The 24996-nt window shown below is 75.0% G+C and carries 23 protein-coding genes; 7 read left to right on the top strand and 16 right to left on the bottom strand.

Going from position 1 to position 24996, the window contains the following annotated elements; genetic code table 11:
* Window positions 1-25 precede the first annotated feature (25 nt).
* The 4 genes from BM165_RS11990 to BM165_RS11975 form a co-directional block, all read right to left on the bottom strand.
* Window positions 26-742 (bottom strand): DUF2652 domain-containing protein, encoded by a 717-nt coding sequence (locus BM165_RS11990; RefSeq protein WP_075013760.1) that lies wholly within the window; start codon window positions 740-742, stop codon window positions 26-28.
* A gap of 55 nt (window positions 743-797) precedes the next feature.
* Entirely contained in the window at window positions 798-2495 is a 1698-nt protein-coding gene (locus BM165_RS11985) for an MFS transporter (protein WP_075013759.1), read from the bottom strand.
* A gap of 79 nt (window positions 2496-2574) precedes the next feature.
* A complete protein-coding gene (locus BM165_RS11980; protein ID WP_075013758.1) occupies window positions 2575-3072 on the bottom strand; it encodes a GNAT family N-acetyltransferase in 498 nt (165 codons plus the stop codon).
* A 51-nt stretch (window positions 3073-3123) separates the two neighbouring features.
* A complete protein-coding gene (locus tag BM165_RS11975; RefSeq protein WP_075013890.1) occupies window positions 3124-3546 on the bottom strand; it encodes an RDD family protein in 423 nt (140 codons plus the stop codon).
* 199 nt (window positions 3547-3745) lie between these two features.
* Between BM165_RS11975 and glnA (BM165_RS11970) the strand changes: the two genes are divergently transcribed.
* Entirely contained in the window at window positions 3746-5179 is a 1434-nt protein-coding gene (gene glnA / locus BM165_RS11970) for a type I glutamate--ammonia ligase (protein ID WP_075013757.1), read from the top strand.
* Between the two features lie 111 nt (window positions 5180-5290).
* Here the strand turns inward: glnA (BM165_RS11970) and BM165_RS11965 are convergent, their stop codons facing one another.
* Window positions 5291-5893, bottom strand: a complete 603-nt coding sequence (locus BM165_RS11965) for a dihydrofolate reductase family protein (protein WP_075013756.1) — start codon at window positions 5891-5893, stop codon at window positions 5291-5293.
* 653 nt (window positions 5894-6546) lie between these two features.
* Between BM165_RS11965 and BM165_RS11960 the strand changes: the two genes are divergently transcribed.
* Window positions 6547-7323: a transglycosylase domain-containing protein gene (locus BM165_RS11960; protein ID WP_244274182.1), complete on the top strand. Its 777-nt coding sequence runs from the start codon at window positions 6547-6549 to the stop codon at window positions 7321-7323.
* Window positions 7324-7390: 67 nt separating this feature from the next.
* Here BM165_RS11960 and BM165_RS11955 read toward each other — a convergent pair whose 3' ends face one another.
* Window positions 7391-8731 (bottom strand): dicarboxylate/amino acid:cation symporter, encoded by a 1341-nt coding sequence (locus BM165_RS11955; RefSeq protein WP_075013755.1) that lies wholly within the window; start codon window positions 8729-8731, stop codon window positions 7391-7393.
* 200 nt (window positions 8732-8931) lie between these two features.
* Window positions 8932-9279, bottom strand: a complete 348-nt coding sequence (locus BM165_RS11950; protein WP_075013754.1) for a hypothetical protein — start codon at window positions 9277-9279, stop codon at window positions 8932-8934.
* 287 nt (window positions 9280-9566) lie between these two features.
* Between BM165_RS11950 and yidD the strand changes: the two genes are divergently transcribed.
* Window positions 9567-9863: a membrane protein insertion efficiency factor YidD gene (yidD, locus tag BM165_RS11945; RefSeq protein ID WP_244274181.1), complete on the top strand. Its 297-nt coding sequence runs from the start codon at window positions 9567-9569 to the stop codon at window positions 9861-9863.
* On the opposite strand, the gene BM165_RS11940 is transcribed toward yidD, so the two are convergent.
* The 5 genes from BM165_RS11940 to BM165_RS11920 form a co-directional block, all read right to left on the bottom strand.
* Window positions 9854-10984: a 5-methyltetrahydropteroyltriglutamate--homocysteine S-methyltransferase gene (locus BM165_RS11940; RefSeq protein WP_075013753.1), complete on the bottom strand. Its 1131-nt coding sequence runs from the start codon at window positions 10982-10984 to the stop codon at window positions 9854-9856. The genes yidD and BM165_RS11940 overlap by 10 nt on opposite strands.
* A 119-nt stretch (window positions 10985-11103) precedes the next feature.
* Entirely contained in the window at window positions 11104-11298 is a 195-nt protein-coding gene (locus BM165_RS11935; protein WP_075013752.1) for a YbdD/YjiX family protein, read from the bottom strand.
* Window positions 11295-13511 carry a carbon starvation CstA family protein gene (locus tag BM165_RS11930; RefSeq protein ID WP_075013751.1) on the bottom strand — a complete coding sequence of 739 codons (2217 nt, stop codon included), beginning with the start codon at window positions 13509-13511 and terminating at the stop codon, window positions 11295-11297. Before BM165_RS11930 ends, BM165_RS11935 begins: the two co-directional genes overlap by 4 nt.
* Before the next feature lie 134 nt (window positions 13512-13645).
* Complete coding sequence (locus tag BM165_RS11925; protein WP_075013750.1) at window positions 13646-14185, bottom strand: DUF1353 domain-containing protein; 540 nt, start codon at window positions 14183-14185, stop codon at window positions 13646-13648.
* A 7-nt stretch (window positions 14186-14192) separates the two neighbouring features.
* Window positions 14193-15038 carry an SDR family oxidoreductase gene (locus tag BM165_RS11920; RefSeq protein WP_075013749.1) on the bottom strand — a complete coding sequence of 282 codons (846 nt, stop codon included), beginning with the start codon at window positions 15036-15038 and terminating at the stop codon, window positions 14193-14195.
* A 75-nt stretch (window positions 15039-15113) separates the two neighbouring features.
* Between BM165_RS11920 and BM165_RS11915 the strand changes: the two genes are divergently transcribed.
* On the top strand, window positions 15114-16124 hold the full coding sequence (locus tag BM165_RS11915; RefSeq protein ID WP_075013748.1) for an iron-containing redox enzyme family protein: 1011 nt from the start codon (window positions 15114-15116) through the stop codon (window positions 16122-16124).
* Window positions 16125-16280: 156 nt separating this feature from the next.
* Window positions 16281-17840: a methyl-accepting chemotaxis protein gene (locus tag BM165_RS11910; RefSeq protein ID WP_075013747.1), complete on the top strand. Its 1560-nt coding sequence runs from the start codon at window positions 16281-16283 to the stop codon at window positions 17838-17840.
* 63 nt (window positions 17841-17903) lie between these two features.
* Here BM165_RS11910 and BM165_RS11905 read toward each other — a convergent pair whose 3' ends face one another.
* From BM165_RS11905 to glnA (BM165_RS11890), 4 genes are all read right to left on the bottom strand, one after another.
* A complete protein-coding gene (locus BM165_RS11905; protein ID WP_083427277.1) occupies window positions 17904-18221 on the bottom strand; it encodes a CDGSH iron-sulfur domain-containing protein in 318 nt (105 codons plus the stop codon).
* A gap of 40 nt (window positions 18222-18261) precedes the next feature.
* A complete protein-coding gene (locus tag BM165_RS11900; protein WP_244274180.1) occupies window positions 18262-21357 on the bottom strand; it encodes a bifunctional [glutamine synthetase] adenylyltransferase/[glutamine synthetase]-adenylyl-L-tyrosine phosphorylase in 3096 nt (1031 codons plus the stop codon).
* Window positions 21358-21359: 2 nt separating this feature from the next.
* Window positions 21360-22097 carry a type 1 glutamine amidotransferase gene (locus BM165_RS11895; RefSeq protein WP_075013745.1) on the bottom strand — a complete coding sequence of 246 codons (738 nt, stop codon included), beginning with the start codon at window positions 22095-22097 and terminating at the stop codon, window positions 21360-21362.
* Window positions 22098-22325: 228 nt separating this feature from the next.
* Window positions 22326-23666, bottom strand: coding sequence for a type I glutamate--ammonia ligase (gene glnA, locus BM165_RS11890; protein WP_075013886.1), 1341 nt, complete (start codon window positions 23664-23666; stop codon window positions 22326-22328).
* Window positions 23667-23813: 147 nt separating this feature from the next.
* Here glnA (BM165_RS11890) and BM165_RS11885 point away from each other — a divergent pair, with 147 nt between their 5' ends.
* The gene (locus tag BM165_RS11885) at window positions 23814-24293 is read left to right on the top strand and encodes a GNAT family N-acetyltransferase (protein WP_075013744.1); all 480 of its coding nucleotides are present in this window, start codon (window positions 23814-23816) and stop codon (window positions 24291-24293) included.
* An 81-nt stretch (window positions 24294-24374) separates the two neighbouring features.
* A complete protein-coding gene (locus BM165_RS11880; protein ID WP_177225174.1) occupies window positions 24375-24908 on the top strand; it encodes a DinB family protein in 534 nt (177 codons plus the stop codon).
* The last annotated feature ends 88 nt before the right edge of the window (window positions 24909-24996 follow it).

Raw genomic sequence — 24996 nt, 5'->3', positions numbered from 1 at the left:
CTCCCCGTCGGTGCCGCCGACGGGGTCAGAGCGCGGGAGCCGGACGGCGCCGGCGCCGCAGGCCGAGCATGTAGGGCATGCCGGCCCCGGCGACACCGACCGTCCGCCCGAGGCGTCCACGCCAGGACGGCGCCGGCGGCGGCGGGAGGGGACCCGCGAGCTCCGCGACGTCGACGAACCACTCGCGGACGGGGCCGATCCCCTCGAGGTCCTGCGAGATCTCGTGGGCGGGGTCCGGCGGCGGGGTCCCGCCGGCCCGGTAGAGCTCGTCGGAGAAGAGCACGTACTCGGGGATGTCCACCGGGTTCTTCAGCATCCGGTGGACCTGGATGACGTCGATCCCGACGAGCTTGCGCCGCTGCCGGATGGTCTGGGTGGCGACCTCGCCGACGTGGGCGACGAACTTCAGCGTCAGGTTGCTCGCCTCGGTGCAGCCGTTGCACGGGCACAGGTTGCTCACGACGTAGTGCCGCTCGCGGTGGAACGCGCGGTGCATCGCGACGGCGGCGTCCGTGGTGGCGGCGAGGGCGGCGCCGCCGCCGAGCGTGTCGGCGCGGCGGACGAGGAAGGCCGCGTCGCCCTCGATCTCGACCAGGTCGAAACCGCGGGCGGCGTCGACCACCTGTTCCAGCAGCCGCCCGGTGTTCACCTCGGCGTGCGCGAGGCTCATCCGGTGCGAGCCCATGTAGTCGGTGTAGCCGCCGATGTCGGCGATCAGGAGCAGTGCACGTCCGGACGCCATGGGACACGCTAGCGGGCGCAGGCCCCGCCGGTGCCCGCTCCGGCCCCGGGCGTCGTCACGGGATCTGCCGTCCGGCCGGCGGCTCGGGCGCGTCCCGGGGCGCGTAGCGGTGGAGCATCGTGTCGACGACCGTGCCCGCCTCCCGGGCGCTCGGCGTGTAGCCGAGGACGACCGGGAGGAAGTGGTCCGAGCGCAGCGTCTGCAGCCGGAGGGCGCTGGTGGCCCGGACGGTGGCCGTCCGGCGGGTGCTGCGGAGCAGCGCGATCTCCCCGAACCCCTCCCCCGGACCGAGGGTCGCGACGGCGCGCCCGTCCCCGACCACCTCCACGCTCCCCGACTCGATCACGTAGTAGCGGTCGCCGACGTCGCCCTGCTCGAAGACGACGCCGCCCGCGGGCACCGCGACCGGCTCCATGCGGCGGGCCAGCTGCTCGATGGCCGGCAGGGGCAGCAGGTCCAGCATGGCCACGGCCCGCAGCAGGTCGATGTCCCGGTCGCGGACACCGATGGACCGGTCCAGCTGCCGTAGCCGGTGCCAGGAGGCCGCCGCGGCGACGGGACCGAGCAGACCCATCGTCAGCAGCGCGGTGCGCACGCCGGCCTGCTCGACCACCAGCGCCGCGACGACGGCCCCCGTCCCGGTGGACAGGGCGACCAGGGACTCCAGCACGCCGAAGACCCGCGCCAGCACGTCGTCGGGTGCCGTCCTGGCCAGCAGCGTGAACCCCCCGACGTCGATCAGGGCGTTGCCGACGCCGACGCAGGCCAGCAGGGCGAGCGCCGCGGCCTGGTACGGGAGGACGCCGATGAGCGTCACCGGCAGGCCGAACAGGGCCACCCCGACGGCGAACCAGGCACCGAGCCGGCGCGTCCCGACCAGCAGCGAGGCGGCGAGGGAGCCGAGGACGGCACCGGCCCCGATGGCGGCCGAGAGCGTGCCGACGCCGGGCTCGCCGGTGCGCAGCAGGTCGATCGCCACCACGACGGTGAGCACGGTCAGCGCCCCCCGGGTGAACGTCTGCGCCGCGGCGAGGCCGACGATGAGCGCCAGGTCGCGGTTGCGGACGACGGCGCGGACGCCGTCGGCCGCCTCACCGACCAGGTGGACCTCCACCGGGGCGGACGGTCGCGGCGGCGCGTCGTACCGCAGCCGCAGCAGCAGGACGGCGGCCCAGCAGGAGGCTCCCGCCGAGACGGCGAACACCGCGGTCAGGCCGACGAACCGGAGCAGCACCGCGGCCAGCAGCGGACCCGCCAGCGTCGCGACGGAGTCCAGCAGGCCGCGCACCACGTTCGCGCTGGCCAGCTCGTACCCGGTGCGGCACAGCGACGGGAGCAGTGCCGAGTGCGCCGGCCGGTAGAGGGTGGCGGCGACCGTCGACACCACGGCCAGCGCGTATACGACCTGCGGTGGGCCGGCCACGCCGACGACGACCGCCGTCGCGGCGGTGGCCACACCGCGGACGGTGGACACCAGGACCAGGACGCGTTCCCGTCGTCCCCGGTCGGCCAGCGGGGACAGCAGCGGGGTCAGGACCGCGGACGGCACCATCCGGAGCAGACCGACCAGTCCGACGGCCGTCGCCCCGCCGTCCCGGTAGGCCACGATCCCGAGTCCCACGGTGAACGCCCACTCGGCCGTCCACGCGCCGAGGAAGCTGAGCTGGGCGCGGCGCAGGTCGCGGTTCCGGGTGTTGCTCGCGAACGCGGCCGCGGCATCGCCGAGCCTGCTCCGGCCGCCTCGCTGCCCCATCGGGCGACGCTACCGCCGACGGGACCGCCGGCCGGGCCGCCGCGACCCCGGTATGCGGACGGCCTGGTTCCCCCGCCGGCTACAGGTCGTCGAAGGGCGCGGCGTAGCGGAAGGTGCCGCGCGGGGCGCCGTCGGCCAGGGCCCGGGCCTGGAAGTGCGCGCCCCAGCCGGGGTCCGGCGGCTCGACGCCCAGCTCGGTCGAGGGCAGGAAGCCGAACCGCCGGTAGTAGGTTGGGTCGCCGAGCAGGACGGCCAGCCGCTCCCCCGCCGCCTCGGCGACGGCGAGCAGCGCGTGCACCAGCACGGTGCCGATCCCCCGCCCCTGCCGGTCGGGCCGCACACCGACCGGCCCGAGGCCGAGCGCGGCGGCGCCGAGGGGCTCGACCCAGCCGCGGGTGGCGATCACGTGGCCGACGACGTCCGCGCCTTCGACGGCCACCAGCGAGAGGTGCGGCAGGAAGCCGACGTCCTCGCGGAGCTCGGCGAGCAGCCGCGCCTCCACCGCCGTGGGGAACGCCGCCCGGTGGAGGGCCTCGACGGCGGCGTGCTCGGCGGGCCGCTCGCGCCGCACGGCCATCGCGCGGGGTCCCGCCGCGGGCCCGGGAGCGGTGGGGGGCACGGTGGTCCGTCAGCGGTCGCGGACGACGGCGGTGTCGGTGAGCCGGTCGTGCAGGCCGCGGCCGTCGGCGTCGACGACGAGGGCGGGCACCAGGAGGAACAGCAGCCCGGTGCGCACGACCGCGCGCCACAGGGCGAGACGGGCCGCGGGGCGCGGGTGGGCCAGCCGCAGCCCGAGCAGCCGCATGCCGGGTGTCTGGCCGACGGCGAGCAGCGAGACGACGTACACCACGGCGAGGGACAGCAGGCTCCAGTTGCCGGGCAGGTCGGGGGCGGTGAAGAAGCCGGCGACCACCGCGGACAGGAACGCGTCGACGAGGAAGGCCAGCACCCGGGTGCCGAAGGGAGCCAGCGATCCCGGTCCGTCGGCGGGCAGGCCCAGGGAGGCGCCGCGCCGGCGCGCCTGAGAGGGTGGCTGCGCGTCCCCGACCATGCCCACCAGCGTAGACAGATGACCCTCCTGCCCCCGACGCTCGCAGGCTCCCGGCGGTGCCCTGCAGGAGGGCCGTTCCAGCACCTCACCGCGCCGACACGCCGAGGGCCTTGTTACCGCCCGGAAACAGGCGGGACACCCCCGGGCAACTCCCCGGCCATAGCGTTCGAGCGGCAGACCGCCCACTCCCGGAGGATCGATGTTCACCAGTCCCGACGAGGTCGCCGCCTACATCCGCGACAACGACGTCGAGTTCGTCGACGTCCGCTTCTGCGACCTGCCCGGCGTCATGCAGCACTTCACCATCCCGGCGTCGACGTTCGGTGAGGACACCTTCTCCGACGGCCTGGGCTTCGACGGGTCCTCGATCCGCGGCTTCCAGGCGATCAACGAGTCGGACATGCTGCTGCTGCCCGACGCCAACAGCGCGTTCCTGGACCCGTTCCGCAAGCACAAGACGCTCAACGTCAACTTCTTCATCCACGACCCGATCACGCGCGAGGCCTACAGCCGCGACCCGCGCAACGTGGCGAAGAAGGCGGAGGCCTACCTGGCCAGCAGCGGGATCGCCGACACCGCCTACTTCGGCCCCGAGGCGGAGTTCTACATCTTCGACTCGATCCGGCACTCGACCGGCATCAACGAGGGCTACTACCACATCGACTCGGTCGAGGGTTCCTGGAACTCCGGGTCGCCGACCGGCGAGAACGGCGGCCCCAACCTCGGCTACAAGACCCGCGCCAAGGGCGGCTACTTCCCGGTCGAGCCCTTCGACCACTACAGCGACCTGCGCGCCACGATGATGGCCAACCTGACCGGCGTCGGCCTGCAGCTCGAGCGCGGTCACCACGAGGTCGGCACCGGCGGCCAGGCCGAGATCAACTACAAGTTCGACACGCTGCTGCGGTCGGCCGACAGCCTGATGCTGTTCAAGTACGTCATCAAGAACACCGCCTGGGCGCACGGCAAGACCGTGACCTTCATGCCCAAGCCGCTGTTCGGCGACAACGGCTCGGGCATGCACTGCCACCAGAGCCTCTGGAAGGACGGCGAGCCGCTCTTCCACGCCGAGACCGGCTACGCGGGCCTGTCCGACACCGCCCGGCACTACATCGGCGGCCTGCTGGCCCACGCGCCGTCGCTGCTGGCCTTCACCAACCCGACGGTCAACAGCTACCACCGCCTGGTGCCCGGCTACGAGGCCCCGATCAACCTCGTCTACTCGGCCCGCAACCGCTCGGCCTGCTGCCGCATCCCGATCTCCGGCGACAACCCCAAGGCCAAGCGCATCGAGTTCCGCGTGCCCGACCCGTCGGCCAACCCCTACCTCGCCTTCTCGGCGATGCTGATGGCCGGCCTCGACGGCATCAAGAACAAGATCGAGCCGCCGGCTCCGGTGGACAAGGACCTCTACGAGCTGCCGCCCGAGGAGGCCATGGGCATCGACAAGGTGCCCGCGTCGCTGGACGCCGTCCTCGACCGGCTCGAGGTCGACCACGAGTACCTCATCGACGGCGGCGTCTTCACGCCCGACCTGATCGAGACGTGGATCGAGTACAAGCGGGAGAACGAGATCGACCCGATCCGCCTCCGCCCGCACCCGCACGAGTTCGCCATGTACTACGACATCTGATCGACCCACGGCGGCGACGAGGGGCCGGTGACCTGCACGGGTCACCGGCCCCTCTCGCGCGCTCGGACCGGACTGCCACGGCCGGGCGGACGCCGGCAGTGTCCCGCCGGATCAGCGCTGCACCGGGAACACCAGGTGGAGGACCCTGTCGCCCTGCACGCAGACCGTCGGGTTGCCGAGCAGGACGTCCCCGGACGACAGCTCGCCGAAGAACGGGCGGTTGCCTCCGCCCATCACGACGGGGACCAGGTCGACGGCCACCTCGTCGAGCAGCCCCAGCTCGAGGCACTGCCGGGCGATGGTGCCACCGGTGATCGCCACGACGCGGTCGCCGGCGAGTTCCTGCGCCCGGGCGACCGCGGCCTCGACCCCATCGGTCACGAAGGTGAACGGAGCGTCGGGGTGCGCCTCGACCCAGTCCGCCGGAACCCGGTGTGTCACGACGACGACCGGGACGTCCAGGGTGTGCCGGCCCTGCCAGCCCCCCGCCACCTCGAACAGCGTCCGGCCGCAGACCAGCGCCCCCAGCGACGAGGTCCACCGCCGCCAGTGCTCCGCGCTGGGCGGGGTCAGCTGGACGGTGAAGTCGCCGGCGGGGGTCGGGAGTGCGACCTCGCCGTTCTGCAGCCAGTCGAACAACGAGCCGATGCTGTTGTCCTGCCGGGCGACGTACCCGTCCAGGGACGTGATCGCGTTCGCCACCACTCTGCCCACGGTTCCTCACTCCTCAGGTGCGCTCCGGCCGGTGGACCAGCGCGACGGTGCCGCTGGGGGACGGGTGGGCCTCGACGAGCTCGAGGTGCCCCTCGCGGGAGCCTCCCGACGCGGCCCGGCTCCTCGTGCAGTGGAGACCCGCGACCCCGGCTGAACTCATCGCCCGGCCGAGCCCGGTCCCGGGACGGCCCAGCGGTGCAGGACCTCCACCGGGCCGGGCGTGGGGCAGTCACCGCCTCCACCCCTCGGCCGGGTCCGGCGCGGCGGGGACGCGCACGGCCGCGGTGGTCCTCCTCCGCCGGACCCGGCCGTACCCTGGGGACTCCCGTCGGTCCCCGGGAGGACAGCACCGCATGCCCTTCGCGCCGCGCCACCGCCGTTCCTCCGGTGAGCCTCCGCCCGAGCAGCGGTGGACCGACCCCGCACCCACCCGGCGCATGTCGCAGCCGGTGCCCGACCACGACCGGGGCCGGCCGTACGGCGACCCGTGGGGAGCACCTCCGCCGCCCGGCCCGACGGCGCCGCCGCCCGGCGCCTGGGGTCCGCCTCCCCCGGCCCCGCCCCGTCCCGACACCGGACAGCGCCGGGACGCGGCACCGCCCTCGGACGTCCCGAGGCCCCGGCGGCGACGTCGGCTGCGCCGCGTCGGCCGCGTGCTGGCCGTCGTCTTCGTGCTGCAGGCGCTGGTCATGGTGTCGCTGCGCTGGGTCGACCCGCCGACGACGGCGTTCATGCTGGCCAACGAGCAGGGCGCCATCCAGCAGTCGGTGCCGGTCGAGTACGTCTCGCGGAACTTCCTCGCCGCCGTCATCGCCCACGAGGACCAGCCGCTCCCCTACCGCGACGGCGCCTTCACCTGGGACGAGCTCTCCGGCCGCGCGGAGGCGCGCCTGCGCGGCGAGGAGGACCCGTCGGGGTCGACCATCCCGCAGCAGGTGGCCAAGAACCTCTTCCTCAACCAGTCGATGAGCGCCTGGCGCAAGGCGATCGAGGCCGGCCTGTCGATGGAGCTGGCGCTGGTGGTCGACGACCGCCGGATGCTGGAGCTCTACGTCAACTACGCGCAGCTCGGCCCGCAGCTCTACGGCATCTGCTCGGCCAGCTGGTACTACTTCGACACCCCGCCGTCGACGCTGACCGTCGACCAGGCCGTGCAGCTGGTCGGGCTGCTGCCCTCCCCCGGGCACGTGCAGCGGGCACCCGGCGGCGGCCTGGACTTCCAGGTGGACGACGGCCTGGGCTGGCTGTCGCGCTCGCACGTGGTCAACGCGCAGAACCGGGTGCCGCGGCACATCGAGGCGCGCGGCTTCGAGCCGGTCGAGGACGCCGGCGTCACCGGGCTGGCCCAGGACCAGCCCGCCGCCGACGACGACTGCTCCGAGCGGCCCGAGGAGGTCGCCGAGCTCATCGCCGAGCAGGGCACGGCCTGACCCCGGCACGACGACGGGCCGGTGACCCCGCGCGGAGGTCACCGGCCCGTCGGGGCGGGGCGTGCGCTCAGACGGCGGCGGGCTGCCGCAGGTCGGCGTCGACCCCGCCGGTCGCGGCGGCCACCGGGGCGGCCGCGCGGCCGGAGCGGAAGCGCTCGAGGTCGAGGATGCCCTCGCGCTTGGCGACGATCGTCGGGACCAGCGCCTGGCCGGCGACGTTCACCGCGGTGCGGCCCATGTCGAGGATCGGGTCGACCGCCAGCAGCAGGCCGACGCCGGCCAGCGGCAGGCCGAGCGTGGACAGCGTGAGGGTCAGCATGACCACCGCGCCGGTGACGCCGGCGGTGGCCGCGGAACCGACCACCGACACCAGGGCGATGAGCAGGTAGTCGGTGACCGACAGCTCCACGCCGAAGAACTGGGCCACGAAGATCGCCGCGAGCGCCGGGTAGATTGCGGCGCAGCCGTCCATCTTCGTCGTCGCGCCCAGCGGGACGGCGAACGAGGCGTAGGACCGCGGGACGCCCAGGCTCTGCTCGGTCACCCGCTCGGTCACCGGCAGCGTGCCGATCGAGGAGCGCGAGACGAACGCCAGCTGGATGGCCGGCCAGGCACCGGCGAACCACCGCAGCGGCGAGAGGCCGTGCAGCCGCAGCAGCACCGGGTAGACGACGAACAGCACCAGGGCGAGGCCGGCGTAGACGGAGCCGGCGAAGACGCCGAGCGAGCCGAGGGAGTCCCAGCCGTAGGTGGCGACGGCGGTGCCGATGAGGCCGACGGTGCCGAGCGGGGCCAGCAGGATGACCCACAAGAGCACCTTCTGCACGATCGCCAGGGCGGAGCGCACGAAGCCGAGGAAGGGCTCGGCGGCGTCGCCGACCTTGAGCGCGGCGACGCCGATCGCCACCGACAGCACGATGAGCTGCAGGACGTTGAACGACAGCGAGCCGTCCGGCGAGCCCTGCAGGCCCAGGACGTTCTGCGGGACGAGACCGGCGAGGAAGTCCCACCAGGAGCCGGTGGACTCCGGCGCCTGCGCCGCGGCGGCGTCGACGGAGCTGTTGCGGCCCGGCTGGGTGAGCAGGCCGATGCCGATGCCGATGCCGACCGCGATCAGCGCGGTGATGGCGAACCAGAGCAGGGTCTGACCGGCCAGCCGAGCGGCGTTGGAGACCTGCCGGAGGTTGGCGATGCTGACGATCACCGCGGTGACGACCAGCGGCGGGACGAGGGCCTTGAGCAGCGTGACGAAGGTGTCGCCGATGGTCTGCAGGGTGCTGGTCAGCCAGTTCGGCGTGCCGTCGGCGACGGGGCCGAGGTCGCGGGCCACCAGGCCCAGGGCGACGCCGACGACGAGGGCGAGGAGGACCTGCGCCGCGAAGGGGACGCGGCGGAGACGTGCGAGCACGGGGGGGTGCCTTTCCGGGGAGGTGTTCGGGGACGACGGCGCGGGTGGCGGCGACACAGGTCGGTCGTCACCCGGCAGAGGTCCAGCTCACGGCAGCGCGTGAGTCCCCAGAGGTTCGGCACGGCAGGGTCAATGCGGCGGCGGCCCCGGTGCAGTCCCGACTGTGGCCAGAGTCATCCGGCCGGCCTGCCCGTCCCCGGTCAGGCGGCGGCGTCGTCCTCCAGCTGCGCCGCGGCGTCGAGGCCGACCATGACCTCGTTGGTCTGCAGGGTGACCAGCCAGGCGAGCGCGTGGTCCTCGACCGGCCGGCCGGTGACCTGGGCCATCGCGTCGAGCTGCGCGGCGACCAGCCCGCGGGCGGCCTGGTAGACGGCGGCGGCGGTGACCGCGACCTCCTGCTCGGCCAGCCACAACCGCCCGTCGGAGAGCACCCGCACCTCGGGCTGGCTGCCGACGTGCAGGTCGGCGGCGGCGCTGGTGAGCACGGACATGCCGGCGCGCAGCTCGGTCAGCCGGCGGTGGTGGTCGGGCGAGGACGGCTCGGACACGGGGATCTCCTCGGACGTGGCCCGCGGGTACGGGTCCTGTCCCCAGCCTCGGCACTCCGGCCGCCCGACCGGAGCACGCGTGGGACGGCAGCGACGGGTGGGGACACGCGGGACGAACCGTTGCACGCCCGACCCGCGCGGGCGGCCCTTCCGTTCCGGCCCGGGGCCGTGCAGCATGCCGCCCCGTGATCAGCCGCCCCGGGTGCACCCGACGCCGGACGTCCCGACGACGGTCGAGGGGGTCCGGTGACTCCTCGTGCGACGGCTGCGAGCACGGCTGCGACGCCGTGAGCCTGCTCAGCCTGCTCTGGCTGGCGCTCCCCGCGGCACTGGTGTCGCCGGCACCGGCCGGGACGCCCCGCGGCGCCCGCCTGCTGACCCGCCTCGTCGTCGCCTACCGCACCCGGGTGAGCCCCACCCGCCCGCCGGTCTGCCGGTTCACCCCGACCTGCTCCACCTACGGGCTGGAGGCGCTGCGCACCCACGGCGCCCTGCGCGGCGGGTGGCTGACCGTGCGCCGGCTGCGCCGCTGCGGGCCGGGCGCGGGCGGCGTCGACCCCGTGCCCGCCCGGGCTCAGGCGTAGCCCCACACCTCCTGCGCGACCTCGACGACGAGCGCCAGCTTGGCGACCTGCTCGTCGCGGGTCAGCGCGTTCCCCTCGACGGTCGAGGAGAACCCGCACTGCGGGGACAGTGCCAGCTGCTCGAGCGGCACGAAGCGCGACGCCTCCTCGATGCGCCGCTTGAGGTCGTCCTTCGACTCCAGCTGCGGGCGCTTCGTCGTCACCAGGCCGAGGACCACCCGCTTGCCCGGCGGCACGAAGCGCAGCGGCTCGAAGCCGCCGGAGCGGGCGTCGTCGTACTCGAGGAAGAACCCGTCGACCTCCAGGCCGCCGAACAGCGCCTCGGCGACGAAGTCGTAGCCGCCCTCGGCCACCCAGGAGGAGCGGAAGTTCCCCCGGCACATGTGGGTGGTGACCGTGAGGCCCTCCGGGCGGCCGGCGAGCGCGGCGTTGATCTGGCGGATGTAGCGCTCGTGCTGGTGCTCCGCGTCGCGGCCCTGGGCGGCCAGCTCGGCGCGCTGGGCGGGGTCGTTGAGGTAGGCCAGGCTGGTGTCGTCGAGCTGCAGGTAGCGGCAGCCCAGCTCGGCGACGCCGCGCACCTGCTGGGCGTAGGCCGCCGACAGCGCGTCCCAGAAGGCGTCCTCGTCGGGGTAGACGGCCGGGTCGATGGCCGCGGCGCCGCCGCGGTAGTGGACCATCGACGGCGAGGGGATGGTCAGCTTCGCCGTCTGGGCGTCGGTCACCCGGCTCTGCAGGAACTCCAGGTCGCGCCCGAAGACCGGCTCGTCGATCGACAGCGGCCCGTCGACGTGCAGCCCGGCCGGCGTGTAGTCGATCGTGCCGTCGGCGTTGCGGAAGTGGACGACGATGTCCTCACCGGTGACCTTGGTGATCCCGTCGATGGCGTAGATGAAGTCCATGTGCCAGGACGCACGGCGGAACTCCCCGTCGGTCGCCGTCCGCAGGCCGACGTCCTGCTGCATCCGGACCACGTCCGCGATCGCCGCGTCCTCGGTGCTGCGGAGCTCGTCGGCGTCGATCTCGCCGGCCGCCGCCCGCGCCCGCGCGTCGAGGAGGGCCTGCGGGCGCAGGAGGCTGCCGACGTGGTCGGCGCGGAACGGCGGGCCGGAGGAGTCGGTCATGCCCGCGAGCCTGGCGCACGCACGGCGCGGACGCGCGCCGGCGGGCCTCCGGTGCGCCGCCGCGGCGACGGCCGGCCGGGGCCGCACCCCGGCCCCCTGTGGGGGCCGGGGTCACGGGCTCAGCAGCAGCGGCTGACCGGGTTGCGCTCGAGGGCGTCGGCGCGGCGCCGCTCGAACTCCCGCCGGGACACCGGCTGGTGCCCGTGCTCGGCACAGTGCGCCAGGTAGTCGTCCCAGCGGGCCTCGCCGGTGAACTCCTTGAGGTACCAGCGCACGCCCCGCCAGGCGCGCGCGACCGCGGCGGTCGCCGTCACTTCTCCTCCGCCTCGGAGCGGCCGGCGCCGGCGCCGACGAGCCGCTCGTGCTCGGCGATGGCCCGCTTCTCCTCCGGCGTCGCGAAGAGCCCGGCCGGCTCGACGAGCCTCGACGGCACGGCCGGTTCCTCGGTGGTCGGCAGACCGCGGTTGCGGATCGCCTTCGCGATGACCACGGCCGCGTGCACGACCACGACCAGCGTCAGCAGCGCGAAGACCGCCTGCAGGACGCCGTTGAGGGTGGAGTTGAAGACGATCTGGTCCATCTGACCCTCGTCCGCGGCGGGTGCCAGGACCTCTCCGGCGTCCCGGGCGTCGCGGTACACCCCCGCCTGGGTGAAGTACCCGACCCGCGGGTCACCGGAGAAGACCTTCTGCCAGCTCGCGGTCATGGTGACCACGAGGTCCCACACCAGCGGTATCCCGGGCACCCAGGCGTAGCGCAGCTTCCCGTGCTTGACCAGCAGCACGGTGCACAGCGTCAGGGCGATGGCGGCGAGCAGCTGGTTGGCGATGCCGAACAGCGGGAAGAGCTGGTTGACCCCGCCCAGCGGGTCGGTGACGCCGATGTAGAGCACCGAGCCCCAGAGGCCGACGACGACGGCGCTGGCGATGACGTTGCCCGGCCGCCACGACAGGTCGCCGAACTTCTTCCACACGTTGCCGATCGTGTCCTGCAGCATGAACCGGCCCACGCGGGTGCCGGCGTCGACGGCGGTGAGGATGAACAGCGCCTCGAACATGATCGCGAAGTGGTACCAGAACGCCTGGCCGCCGCCGCCGAACGCCTGGCTGAACACCTGGGCCAGGCCGACCGCCAGTGCCGGGGCGCCGCCCGTCCGCGAGATGAGCGTGTCCTCCTGGACCGCCGCCGAGGCGGCGGCCAGGTCCTGCGCCGTGGTGTCGAAGCCGAGCCCCTGCACGTAGGTGGCCGCGGACTCCACCGTGCCCCCGGTCGCGCCGGCGGGGCTGTTCATCGCGAAGTAGAGGCCCTGGTCGATGACGACGGCGGCGATCAGCGCGCTGATGGCGACGAAGGACTCCATCAGCATGCCGCCGTAGCCGATCAGGCGGACCTGGCTCTCCTTGGCCACCATCTTCGGCGTCGTCCCGGAGGAGATCAGCGCGTGGAAGCCGGACAGCGCCCCGCACGCGATCGTGATGAACACGAACGGGAACAGCGAGCCGGCGAAGACCGGGCCGGTGCCCGCCACGGCGAAGTCGCTGACCGCGTCGGCCTGGAGCACCGGGCGGGCGATGACCAGGCTGATCGCCAGCAGGACGATGACGCCGATCTTCATGAACGTCGACAGGTAGTCCCGCGGCGTGAGCAGCAGCCACACGGGCAGCACCGAGGCGACGAAGCCGTAGACCACCAGGGCGAGGACCAGCCACTCCCGCGACAGCGTCAGCGTGTCGCCGAGGGCGGTGTCCTCGATCCAGCCGCCGGCGACGATGGCCAGCAGCAGCAGGGCGACGCCGATGCCGGTGGCCTCGAGCACCCGGCCCGGCCGGAGGCGCCGCAGGTAGACGCCCATGAACAGGGCGATGGGGATGGTCAGCCCGATGGAGAAGACCCCCCACGGCGACTCGGCCAGCGCGTTCACCACGATGAGCGCCAGCACGGCCAGGATGATGATCATGATGGCGAAGACGGCGATCAGCGCGGCGACCCCGCCGACGACGCCGATCTCCTCGCGGATCATCTGGCCGAGGCTCTTCCCGTTGCGCCGCATCGAGAAGAACATGACGACGAGGTCCTGGACGGCGCCGGCGAAGATGACGCCGACGACGATCCAGATGGTGCCGGGCAGGTAGCCCATCTGGGCGGCCAGCACCGGTCCGACCAGCGGTCCGGCGCCGGCGATCGCGGCGAAGTGGTGCCCGAAGAGGACGCGGCGGTCGGTGACGTCGAAGTCCACGCCGTTCTGCAGCCGTTCGGCCGGGGTGGCCCGTGCGTCGTCGGCCCGCAACACCCTGTAGGTGATGAACCGCGAGTAGAAGCGGTAGGCGATCGCGTAGGAGCACAGCGCGGCGAACAGCAGCCACAGCGCGGAGATGGTCTCGCCGCGGGCGATGGCCAGCACGCCCCAGCAGACGGCACCGACGACGGCGACCGCCGTCCACACCAGGACGCTCTTCAGCGGGAGGCGGCGGCCGGCCCTCGGAGGGGGTCCTCCGCCGGTGTCCGGCCTGCTGACGGTGGTGGACACGGGCATCCTCCTCGGTGCGCAGACGGCGCCCGGACGACGCCGTCCTGGAGACGCGGCGAGCATGCCAAGAGCGCGCACCGCCCGCCCGGTGAGGCGTCCGGTCGTGACCGGCCCGTGACCCTGGAGGTGCCCGTTCAGCGGCGCCGGCGCGACCACGGCCGGACGCCGGCGCGCCCGGACACGAGGCGCTCGAGCAGCGCGTAGACGGCCAGCCCCGGGACGACGAGCAGTGACGGCGGCAGCACCAGGGGCGCGGCCAGCGCCGAGATCGCCAGGACGCCCGGCGCGGACAGCAGCCACCCGCGCCGGCGCGCGGGATCGGCGTCGGCGAGGGCCCCCCACCGGACGCCGGTCCACATCAGCCAGCGCAGCAGCACCGGGACGCCGGCCTCGCGCATCGCCCGCCGGAAGATCCCGTCGGCGTCCCGGGAGGTGACCACGCCGCTGGCGATGCCGACGGTGCACAGCCAGTCGTGCAGGACCGCCGCGAGCGTGTAGCGCCCCGACTCCGGGACCAGCCACAGCACCGGCCGGGGCACGGTGGCGAGGTCGGTCCCGAACCCGGCGGGGACGACGAACCGGTCGCGGCGGCCGAGGTAGGTCAGCGGCTCGGCCAGCGTCCAGCCGTCGGCGCCCTCGGTGCGCAGGACGGCGACCGGCGGGTCGAAGGGCACGGCCGCCTCACCCGGTCCGCTCGTCGACCATCCGGGCCGAGACGCGCCGGACCCGGTCGGTCTGCCGGGACACCACCACGTCCAGCACCCGGTTGACCGGGAAGGTCTCGCCCAGGCGGGCCAGGCCCATGACCCGGGGCACGGCGACCGAGCGGGACCAGTACGAGGTCAGGCAGCCGGCCACCCGGTCGGCCACCCGCTCGGCGGAGATGCCCGGGGACAGCCGGCCGCGGGCGTCGTCGTCGGAGGCCGGTGGGGATCCGTGGCCGCGGGCCATCCACTCGGTGGACACCGGCCCGGGCATCACGGTGTGCACCCGGACCCCGCGGGCGGTGACCTCGCGGCGCAGGCCGGACACGAAGCCCTGCACGCCCGCCTTGGTGGCCGAGTAGACGGTCAGCGGCGGCACCTGCGACAGCCCGGCCGACGAGCTCACGGTGAGCACGTCGGCCCGGCCGTGCTCGGCGGCGGCCCGCAGCAGGTGCGGCAGCGACAGCCGGGTGAGCTCGACGACGCCGGTCAGGTTGGTGGCCACGATGCGCTCGACGACGTCGCCGGGGGTGTCCTCGACCAGGCCCATCCAGCCCACCGCCGCGTTGAGGACGACGGCGTCGAGCCGGCCGTGCGCGGCCAGCGTCCGCTGCACCAGCAGTTCCCGGTCGCCGGCCCGGGCGACGTCGGCGACCACCCCGGTGACGCCGTCCAGCCCGGCCAGCGCCTCCGCGAGCCGGTCGCCGTCCCGGGCGCAGGTGACCACCCGCGCCCCCGCGGACGCCAGCCGGGCGACGGTGGCCCGGCCGATGCCGGCGCTGCCGCCGGTGACGAGGACGACGCGGTCGCGCAGGTCTGCCATGGGCGGCCACTACCCGGTGCGACATCACATCGTGCACGGTGCATCGAAGTCGGGGCCGCTGGGCATGTCGGCTCCATGCGCCTGCCCGAGCCCAGGGGTCCCCTGACCGCCGCCCTCCGTGACGACCTGCTCGCCGGCGAGGTCTCCGCCGCCGCCGTCGACCTCGCCCGCAGCACGGCCGGGGCCACCGCCGACCCGCTGCACGACGACGACCTGCAGCTGGCGCTGGCGGTCTGCTACGAGCTGCACTACCGCGGGTTCGACGGCGTCGACGACGCGCTGGAGTGGGACCCGGACCTGCTCACCCTGCGCGCGCACCTGGAGCGCCGGCACCTGGCCGCACTGCGCGAGCTGACCGGCCCGACGACGGCCACCGCGGAGCCGGTGGACCGGCAGCTGACCGCGCTGATCGCCGCCGACGACGGCCCGTCGCTGTCGCGCCACATGGCCCGCCACGGCACGCCGGAGCAGTGGCGCGAGTACCTGTCGCTGCGGTCGGTGTACCACCTCAAGGAGGCCGATCCGCACACCTTCGCCATCCCGCGCCTGTCCGGCCGGGCCAAGGCCGCGATGGTCGAGATCCAGGCCGACGAGTACGGCGGCGGCTCGGCCGAGCGCATGCACAGCGAGCTGTTCGCCGGGATGATGCGCGACCTCGGCCTCGACGCCGGCTACGGGGAGCTGTGGGACGTCGCCCCGGCGGTCGCCTTCACCTCGGTCAACACGATGTCGCTGTTCGGGCTGCACCGGCGCTGGCGCGGCGCCGCCCTCGGGCACCTGGCCTGCGTGGAGATGACGTCGTCGGAGCCCAGCCGCCGCTACTCCTCGGGGCTGCGCCGCCTGGGCCACGACGAGCGGACGACCGTCTTCTACGACGAGCACGTCGAGGCCGACGCCGTCCACGAGCAGATCGCCTCGGTGGACATGTGCGGCTCGCTGGTCGCCGAGGACCCCTCGCTGACCGACGACGTCCTCTTCGGCGCCGCCTGCTCGCTGGCCCTCGACGGCCTGGCCGCCGCCCACCTGCTCGGCGCCTGGGAGGGCGGGCGGTCGGCGCTGTACGCGGAGCCGGCACTGGCCGCCTGACCACCTGACCGCCTGACCGCTTGACCGCTTGACCGCCCGGACGGTCACGGACGACGCCGTCCGGGTTCCCGGCTGCACATCCGCCGGTCGCCGCCGAACCTCCGGGGTGGACACCCGAGGAGCAGGACCCGGGGTCCTCGACCCCGGAGGTCTCGCATGTGGCGGCGGAACGACCCGGCTGCGGCCGGGCCCCTCGACCCCCGGCAGATGCCGCGCGACGTCGAGACCCTCGAGAAGGTGGTCCTGGCACTCGACGCCGGCGTCTCCACGGTGCGCGAGGCACACGTCGTGGGCGTCCGGACGATCGTCGAGACCTGCGGCCTCGGGTACGGCGCCGTCTGGCTGCCCGACGCGACCGGCGCCTTCTCGCTGGCGTGGGAGACCGGTCCGCTGACCCCGGCCATGTCCGCGTCCTGGCCGCACGACGGCCGGCTCACCGAGTCCGCGGGGATGGGCGGGCGTGCGCTGCGCGACCGGGAGACCGTCCACCTGACGACGGCCCCCGCCGGTCGCGGCCAGTGCCTCCGGTGGGAGACCGCGTGGGCCGCCGGCGCCCGGGAGGGCTGCTTCCACCCGGCCGTCGACGACGGGCAGGTCAGCGCCGTCCTCGAGTTCCACAGCGCCACGCCGCTGCCCTTCTTCGGCGTCCGCCGCGAGAAGTGGCGGGCGATCGCCCGCCTGCTCGGCCACGCCCGGCGGTCGGCGCTGGCCACCTCCGCCCTGCGCGAGACGCTCGACGACCGGGCCGCCGTCACCACCGTCGTCACGAGGGTCGGCGAGGCCGTCGACGAGGCGTCGGCCCTCCGCACCGCCCTGGAGACCGTGCGCACCGCCTTCGGCTGGGCGTACGGCTCGTTCTGGGCGCTGGACGAGACCGAGAACGTGCTGCGCTTCCAGACCGAGTCCGGCTCGGCCGGCGAGGAGTTCCGCAGGGTCACCCTGGCGGCCAGCTTCGCCGAGGGCGTCGGCCTGTCGGGCCGGGCGTGGGAGCGGCGCGACCTGGTCTTCGTCCGCGACCTCGCCGAGGTCACCGACTGCGTGCGGCGCCCCGCCGCGCAGCGGGCCGGGGTGAAGTCCGGCGTCTGCTTCCCCGTCACCGCCGGCGGCAGGGTCATCGGGACGATGGACTTCTTCGTGACCGAGACCATCGCGCTGTCCGCCTCCCGCGCCGACGCGCTGCGCAACGTGCAGCAGCTGGTGTCGCAGCGGCTGGACGTGCTGCGCCGCGCCGCGGCAGACGCGCAGCGCTCGCGCGAGCTCCTCGACACCGTCGACCGGCTGCGCGAGGCCGCCGCGGCCGCGGGACAGGTCGCGGCGAGCGCCGTCGCGCAGGCGTCGACGATGACCAGCGAGGTGGCGGCGCTGAGCGAGGCGTCGACGTCGATCGGCGAGGTCATCCGGATCATCTCCGGCATCGCCGACCAGACCAACCTGCTGGCCCTCAACGCCACCATCGAGGCCGCCCGGGCCGGGGAGCTCGGCCGCGGGTTCGCCGTCGTGGCCAGCGAGGTCAAGGACCTGGCGCGGGAGACCGCGGCGGCCACCCAGCAGGTGTCGGACCAGATCGCCGGCATCCAGACCAGCAGCGAGCAGGTGACCGCGGGCATCCACGCCACCAGCGAGGTGATCGGCCGCCTCGACGCCGTCCAGACCCGGATCACCGACGTGCTCGAGGAGCAGGTCCGGATGGCGCAGGCCATCCAGACGCACGCCTGACGCCGAACGCGGGGTGGTGGTGGCGCGGGCGGGGCACGGGGCCGGCCCGCGCCACCGCCGCTCTCAGGCCGGGTCGGGCCGGCGGGCCTCCCGCACGATCGCCGCGGCGGGGCGCGGCCGGCTGGGGGCGCTCGGCGCGGAGAAGCCCGAGCGCTTGTGGGTGCCGTCGCAGAAGGGCTTGATGCCCGACTTCCCGCACCGGCACAGCGCGACCGTCTTGCGACCCGGGTCGATCTCGGCGCCGTCCTGGTCGACCAGGCGGAAGTCCCCGCGGACGATCAGCGGGCCGTCGCGGTAGGGCGTGATGGTGGCGTCCGCGGCACCCTCGTCGGCGGGGTCGGGCGGGTCGGCGGTCGCGTCGGCGGGCACGGCTGAACTCACTCCCCCAGCGTGCCCCGGCGGCGCGGGCGGCACACCCGGGTCACCCGGGCGGCAGGCCGTAGAACACCTGCTCGACGACCGTCCGTGCGTGCCGGGTGGTGCGCCGGTACTCGTCGAGGAACCGGCCGGGGTCGACGTCGGGGCCGGCGCCGCTGGCCCGGGCGACACCGGCCAGCTCCAGCCCGGGGCGCGGCAGCTGGTCGCTGGGCCGGCCGCGGACGAGGAAGACGGCGTTGCGGGCCCGGCTGGCCAGCTCCCACGCCTCGCACAGCGCGTCGGCCGGCGCCTGCTCGAGCAGGCCGTGCGCGGTGAGCTCCGCCAGGGCCCCGACCGTGGAGGGCACCCGCAGGGCGGGGACCGCCCCCGCGTGCTGCAGCTGCAGCAGCTGCACGGTCCACTCGACGTCGGCCAGCCCGCCGCGGCCGAGCTTGGTGTGCGTGGCGGGGTCGGCGCCGCGTGGCAGCCGCTCGCGCTCGACCCGGGCCTTGATCCGGCGGATCTCGGCGACCTGCGCGTCGGTGAGCCCGGCGGCCGGGTAGCGCAGCGGGTCGACCAGCTCGACGAAGGCCGCCCCGAGCTCCGGGCTGCCGGCCACCGGCACCGCGCGCAGCAGCGCCTGCACCTCCCACACCGACACCCAGCGCTCGTAGTACTCGCGGAATGCGTCGAGGCTGCGCACCAGCGCGCCCTGCCGCCCTTCGGGGCGCAGGTCGGCGTCGACCTCGAAGGCCGGGTCGGGCGCTGGCTCGCCGAGCAGCCGGCGCAGCGTGTGCGCGACCGCGTTGGCCGCCTGGGTGGCCTTCCCGTCCTCCACGCCCTCCCGGGGGCGGTGCACGAACAGCACGTCGGCGTCGGAGCCGTAGCCCATCTCCCCGCCGCCGAGCCGGCCCATCCCGATGACGGCCAGCTCCATCGGCACGTCCTCGACCGCGGTGCCGGAGTCCCGTACCCAGGCGCGGACGGCGACGTCGAGACCGACCTGCAGGGTCGCGACGGCGACGTCGGTCAGCGCCTGCCCGACCCGCTCGACGTCGAGGCGGCCCAGCAGGTCGGCCGAGGCGATGCGCAGCAGTTCCTGGCGGCGCTGCGCGCGCAGCACCCCGACGGCGGCCTGCGGGTCGGCGGAGCGGGCGGCGGCGGCGCGCCACGCCCCGGCCAGGGCGGCGGTACCGCGCGGTTCGAGCTCGTCGTCGTCGGCGAGGATGCGCAGCGCCTCCGGCGTGCGGGTGAGCAGCGCGGCGACGTACTGGCTCGAGCCCAGCAGCCGGGCCAGCCGCTCGGCGACCTGCCCCTCGTCGCGCAGCAGCCGCAGGTACCACTGGTTGCCGCCGAGCGCCTCGCTGACCTGGCGGTAGGCCAGCAGCCCGGCGTCGGGGTCGGCGCAGTCGGCGAGGGTCTGCAGCACGACCGGCAGCAGGTAGCGCTGCATCGACGCCGACCGCGACACCCCGCCGGTGAGCGCGCCCATGTGCCGCAGCGCGCCGGGCGGGTCGGCGAAACCGAGGGCCCGCAGCCAGTCGCCGGCGGCCTTGCTGCCCAGCTGCGCGGCCTCGGCCGGCACCTTGGCCACGGCCGACAGCAGCGGCCGGTAGAACAGCTTCTCGTGCAGCCGGCGCACCTCACGGGTGTGCAGCGACAGCTCGGCGCGCAGCACGTCGACGGCGTCGCCGCGGGCGTCGGGCTTGTAGCCCAGGGACCGGCCCAGCCAGCGCAGCTGCTGCTCGTCGGTGGGCAGCAGGTGGGTGCGCCGCAACCGCAGCAGCTGCAGCCGGTGCTCCACGGTGCGCAGGAACCGGTAGGAGGCGATGAGGGTGTCGGCGTCGTCGCGGCCGACGTAGCCGCCGGAGCGCAGCGCGGCCAGCGCGGGCAGGGTGCCCCCGACGTGCAGCCGGACGTCGACCCGGCCGTGCACCAGCTGCAGCAGCTGGACGGCGAACTCGACGTCGCGCAGGCCGCCGCGGCCGAGCTTGAGCTCCCGGTCGGCCTGGGCCGGCGGGATGTTGTCCTCGACCCGGCGGCGCATCGCCTGCACCTCGGCGACGAAGCCGGGGCGGTCGCCGGCCTGCCACACCAGCGGGAACAGCTCGTCGACGTAGGCGCGGCCCAGGTCGGGGTCGCCGGCGACGGGGCGCATCTTCAGCAGCGCCTGGAACTCCCAGGTGCTCGCCCACTGCCGGTAGTAGGCGGCGTGGCTGGCCAGCGTGCGCACCAGCGCGCCGGCCTTCCCCTCCGGACGCAGGGCGGCGTCGACCTCCCAGGCAGCCTCCCCGCAGATGCGCATCAGGGCGGCGGCCACCCGGGTCGCGCTCTGCACGGCAGGCGCCTCGGGGTCGGTGGGGTCGACCGGTTCGGCCACGAACACGACGTCGACGTCGCTGACGTAGTTGAGCTCCCGGCCGCCGCACTTGCCCAGGCCGATGACCGCCAGCCGGCACGGGGCGGCGCCGTCGGGCTGCTCGGCGACGGCGATCGCCAGCCCCGCGGTGAGCACGGCGGCGGCGATGTCGGCGAGCTCGGCGGCGGCGTCCTCGGCGGGCAGCCCCTCCCCCAGGTCGCGCCCGGCCAGGGACAGGACCGCCCGCCGGTAGGCCAGCCGCAGGGCGGCGACCCGCTGCGGGGAGGCGTCGGGCGCGGCCCTGCCCAGCCGCACACCCCAGGGCGGGTCGTCGGGGTCGGCACCGACGGCGACCAGCAGCTGCCGCTGCAGGGCCTGCGCGGTGGGCCGCAGCGCGCCACGGTTCTCGTCGTCGTCGAGGACGGTCCAGTCACCGGGGTGGGCGGCGAGGTGGTCGGCCAGGCCCGCGCTGGCACCCAGCACCGCCAGCAGCCGGCTGCGCAGGGCCGCCGAGCCGCGCAGCCGGGCGAGCAGCCCGGCCGCGGAGCCGCCGCTGGGGTCGGCGGCGTCCAGCGCCTCGACCAGGCGGGTGAGCGAGCGGACGGCGAGGTCGGGGTCGCCGGCCCGGGCGAGTGCTGCCACGACCGGGCCGGCCTCGGGGTCGGCGGGCTCGTTGCGCTCGAGGTCCCACAGCCCCAGCGCGGGGTCGGACAGCATCAGCGCGGCCCGCTCGCCGTCGAGGAACCCGAAGCGGGCCAGCCGCACGACCGCGCGGCGCGGGACCTCGCGGGAGACGGTCACCGTCAGACCCGGGCGCCGCGGGCCGAGCGCACCAGGTCGGCGAAGCGGTCGGCGAAGGGCGCCCAGACCTCCTCGACGTCGGGGTGCACCGCGGCGGCCCGCTCGGCGACGGTGGCGGCGTCGAAGGGCGTGGACGCGACCCCGTCGGGGTCGCTCTCGGCCCAGCGCCGCACGATCTCCGGCGTGGTCTCGACGTGGAACTGCAGCGCGTAGCAGCGCCGGCCGACCCGGAACGCCTGGTGCGGGTAGCGCGGGCTGCTCGCGAGGAGGGTGGCGCCCGCGGGCAGCTCGCTGACCTCGTCGTGGTGCCACTGGATGACGTCGGGGCTCAGCGGGACGGGGGCGAACAGCGGATCGGACTCCGCGGCGTCGCGCCGGGCCACCAGCGCCGCGCCGACCTCCGGCCCGTCGGCGCCGACCCGCGTCCGTCCGCCACCGGCCTGGGCCATCAGCTGCGCGCCGAGGCAGATGGCCAGCGTCGGGGCGTCGTCGGCGATCGCGCGGGCGAGCAGGGCGCGGACGGGGGCCAGCTCGGTGGCGTCGTCGTCGAGGCTGGACTGCGGGCCGCCCGTGACCAACAGGCCGTCGTGGCCGGTGAGGTCGGCCGGGACCTCGTCGCCGGCGTCGAGGTGCCGCTCGTCGAGCTCCAGCCCGGCTGCGCGCAGCCACTCCCCCAGCCGCGCGGGCGGGGCGGTCTCGCTGGGGACGACGACGAGCAGGCGGGCGGGGCGGTCGGGCACGGGGCCGAGCCTAGTTCGGCGCCGCCCCGCCACCGTTCCGCCGTCCGCGCGCGGGAGACGGCTCGGGCGCCGCTCCTGGGGCGTCGTTCGTGAATCGGGGTCCTGCAGGGCTCCCGGAGCACGAGGAACGCCCCAGGAGGCCGGGTCGAGCGCCGTCCGCGGCGACGGCGAGCGGACGGGCGGGCGGCGTCGGGCACCCGTCCCGAGGTCCGTGCGCCCGCGCGTCCCTCAGAGGCCGGGCAGGTAGCGCTTCAGCTCGAAGGGCGTCACGTTCTGCCGGTAGGAGTTGAACTCCTCCCACTTGTTGCGGAGGAAGAACTCGAAGACGTGCTCACCGAGGGTCTCGGCGACCAACTCGCTGCCCTGCATCGCCGTGAGTGCCTCTCCCAGCGACACCGGCAGGTCCTCGTAGCCGGCGGCGCGGCGCTCGGTGTCGGTGAGCGACCAGACGTCGTCCTCGGCCTCCGGCGGCAGGTCGTAGCCCTTCTCGATCCCGCGCAGCCCCGCGGCCAGCAGGACGGCGAAGGTCAGGTAGGGGTTGCACGCGGAGTCCGGCGAGCGGACCTCGATCCGCGCCGACTGCCCCTTGTTCGGCTTGTAGGAGGGCAGCCGCACCAGCGCCGAGCGGTTGGCCCGGCCCCACGTGGCCGCCGTCGGGGCCTCGGTGCCGGCCAGCAGCCGCCGGTAGGAGTTGACCGTCTGGTTCGTGACGGCGGTGAGCTCGCGCGCGTGGGTGAGCAGGCCGGCGATGAACTGCCGCCCGGTGGTCGAGAGCCGGATCGGGTCCGACGGGTCGTGGAACGCGTTGCGGTCGCCCTCGAACAGCGACACGTGGGTGTGCATCGCCGAGCCGGCCAGGTCGGTGAACGGCTTGGGCATGAAGGTGGCGTGCACGCCCTGGGCCAGCGCGACCTCCCGGACGACGTGCCGCAGCGTCATCACGTTGTCGGCCATCGACAGCGCGTCGGCGTAGCGCAGGTCGATCTCCTGCTGCCCGGGCGCGACCTCGTGGTGGCTGAACTCCACCGAGATGCCCATGGCCTCCAGGGCGAAGACCGCCTCGCGCCGGAAGTCGTGCGCCACGTTGTGCGTGGACAGGTCGAAGTAGCCGCCGTTGTCGGCCGGCTTCGGCGGGCTGCCGTCGGTGGGCAGGTCCTCCAGCAGGAAGAACTCGACCTCGGGGTGGGTGTAGAAGGTGAACCCCATGTCGGCGGCCTTCGACAGCGCCCGGCGCAGCACGTGCCGCGGGTCGGCCCAGGCCGGCGACCCGTCGGGCAGGGTGATGTCGCAGAACATGCGCGCGGTGTCGCTCGGCTGCCCCTTCGACGCCGGCATCACCTGGAACGTGGCCGGGTCGGGCTTGGCGAGCATGTCCGACTCGTAGACGCGCGCGAAGCCCTCGATCGCCGACCCGTCGAAGCCGATGCCCTCGGCGAAGGCGGCCTCGATCTCGGCGGGCGCGACCGCCACGGCCTTGAGATAGCCCGAGACGTCGGTGAACCACAGCCGCACGAAGCGGATGTCGCGTTCCTCGAGGGTGCGCAGGACGAACTCCTGCTGCCGGTCCATGCTGGCCATGATCGCGTCCGCCCGTTTCCTGCGTGTGTCGTCGCCGCCCACAGCGTGCCCGGTCCAGGCCGCCGGCACACGACCGCCCCGCCGCCCGCGTGGTGCGGGGACCCCCGCCCCGCCCGACGTCCCCCTGGAGGAGCTCCCGTGGCCACCGGCCCGACCCCGACCGCCCGCCGCGCCGGCCCCGCCGACGCCGCCGTCGTGCTCCGCCTGGTGCGCGAGATCGCCGCCGCCGAGGGCGACGTGTCCGACGTCGGCAGCGACGAGCGGACCTGGGCGGCGATGCTGGCCCGGCCCGACGTGCTCGTGCTGCTCGCCGAGCGCGACGGCGAGCCGGTCGGCTACGTCTCCGCCCTGCGGCGGCTGCACCTGTGGCTCGGCACCGACGTCCTGGCGCTCGACGACCTGTTCGTCCGGGACGGGCACCGCGACGCCGGGGTGGGGCGGTTCCTCATGACCGAGCTGGCCCGGCGGGTGGCGGCCGAGGACCTCGTCGTCCGCTGGGAGGTGCGCGAGGACAACACCGCGGCCCAGCGCTTCTACCGCCGGCTGGGCGCCCAGCTGCGGACGAAGGTCGTCGCGTGGTGGCCGCCGGAGGCCCAGCGCGGCCTGCTCGGCGACTGACCCCGGGCCGGCAGGATCCCCGCGGACGACGGCCGTCCTGCCGCTGGTGGCGCCGGCCCGCGGTCGGCGAGGCTGCCCGACGTGACGACGACGCCTCCTCCCCTGGCCGGCTCGGTGGCCGCCGCCGTGACCGAACTCGCCGCGCAGCAGGACCGGGTGGCCGCCCTGCTGGCCCGGGCCGCCGGGCGCTCCCGGCCGCTGTCGCCGGAGGCGCGCCGCCGCCTGGTCGCCCTCGGGCACTTCCCCGCCTACGCGAGCGAGCTGGACTGGACCCCGGAGGAGGTCGCCGGCCACCTGCGCGACAGCGCCCGGGTGTTCACCGACCGCATCCGGCGGATCGGTCTGGAGGACCGGCCGGCGCTGGCCGACTTCGTCCCCGACGAGCCGGATCGGGTCGCCGGCTACCGCGCCACCCCGCCGGCGGTCCTCGCGGCCGGGCTGGCCGCCGCACAGGCGGAGCTGCTGCGCACCGTCGCGGCCGTGCGGTCCGACCGGCTCGGCGCCGTCGGGGTGCACGAGGTCGACGGCCCGGTCAGCCTCGCCGACCTGCTCGCGTTCCTCCCGGCCCACCAGCGCGATCACGCCGAGCAGCTGGCGGCGCTCGCCGACGGCTGAGGCCGGTCGGCGCCCCCGGTGCAGGGCGGGCTGTGGCATGGGTCACACGGCCCCACCGTCCGTCCCCGGGGGCGCAGGACGAGGATGA

The sequence above is a fragment of the Geodermatophilus obscurus genome (assembly GCF_900115395.1).
GTDB lineage: Bacteria > Actinomycetota > Actinomycetes > Mycobacteriales > Geodermatophilaceae > Geodermatophilus > Geodermatophilus obscurus_B.
The sequence above is the reverse complement of the archived record's forward strand: the minus strand, read 5'-3'. Positions and strand labels throughout refer to the sequence as shown.

Excerpts from the sequence above, each read along its gene's own strand:
- BM165_RS11990 (WP_075013760.1), bottom strand. The coding sequence starts at position 742 with ATGGCGTCCGGACGTGCACTGCTCCTGATCGCCGACATCGGCGGCTAC.
- BM165_RS11985 (WP_075013759.1), bottom strand. The coding sequence starts at position 2,495 with ATGGGGCAGCGAGGCGGCCGGAGCAGGCTCGGCGATGCCGCGGCCGCG.
- BM165_RS11980 (WP_075013758.1), bottom strand. The coding sequence starts at position 3,072 with ATGGCCGTGCGGCGCGAGCGGCCCGCCGAGCACGCCGCCGTCGAGGCC.
- BM165_RS11975 (WP_075013890.1), bottom strand. The coding sequence starts at position 3,546 with ATGGTCGGGGACGCGCAGCCACCCTCTCAGGCGCGCCGGCGCGGCGCC.
- glnA (WP_075013757.1), top strand. The coding sequence starts at position 3,746 with ATGTTCACCAGTCCCGACGAGGTCGCCGCCTACATCCGCGACAACGAC.
- BM165_RS11940 (WP_075013753.1), bottom strand. The coding sequence starts at position 10,984 with ATGACCGACTCCTCCGGCCCGCCGTTCCGCGCCGACCACGTCGGCAGC.
- BM165_RS11920 (WP_075013749.1), bottom strand. The coding sequence starts at position 15,038 with ATGGCAGACCTGCGCGACCGCGTCGTCCTCGTCACCGGCGGCAGCGCC.
- BM165_RS11915 (WP_075013748.1), top strand. The coding sequence starts at position 15,114 with ATGCGCCTGCCCGAGCCCAGGGGTCCCCTGACCGCCGCCCTCCGTGAC.
- BM165_RS11910 (WP_075013747.1), top strand. The coding sequence starts at position 16,281 with ATGTGGCGGCGGAACGACCCGGCTGCGGCCGGGCCCCTCGACCCCCGG.
- glnA (WP_075013886.1), bottom strand. The coding sequence starts at position 23,666 with ATGGACCGGCAGCAGGAGTTCGTCCTGCGCACCCTCGAGGAACGCGAC.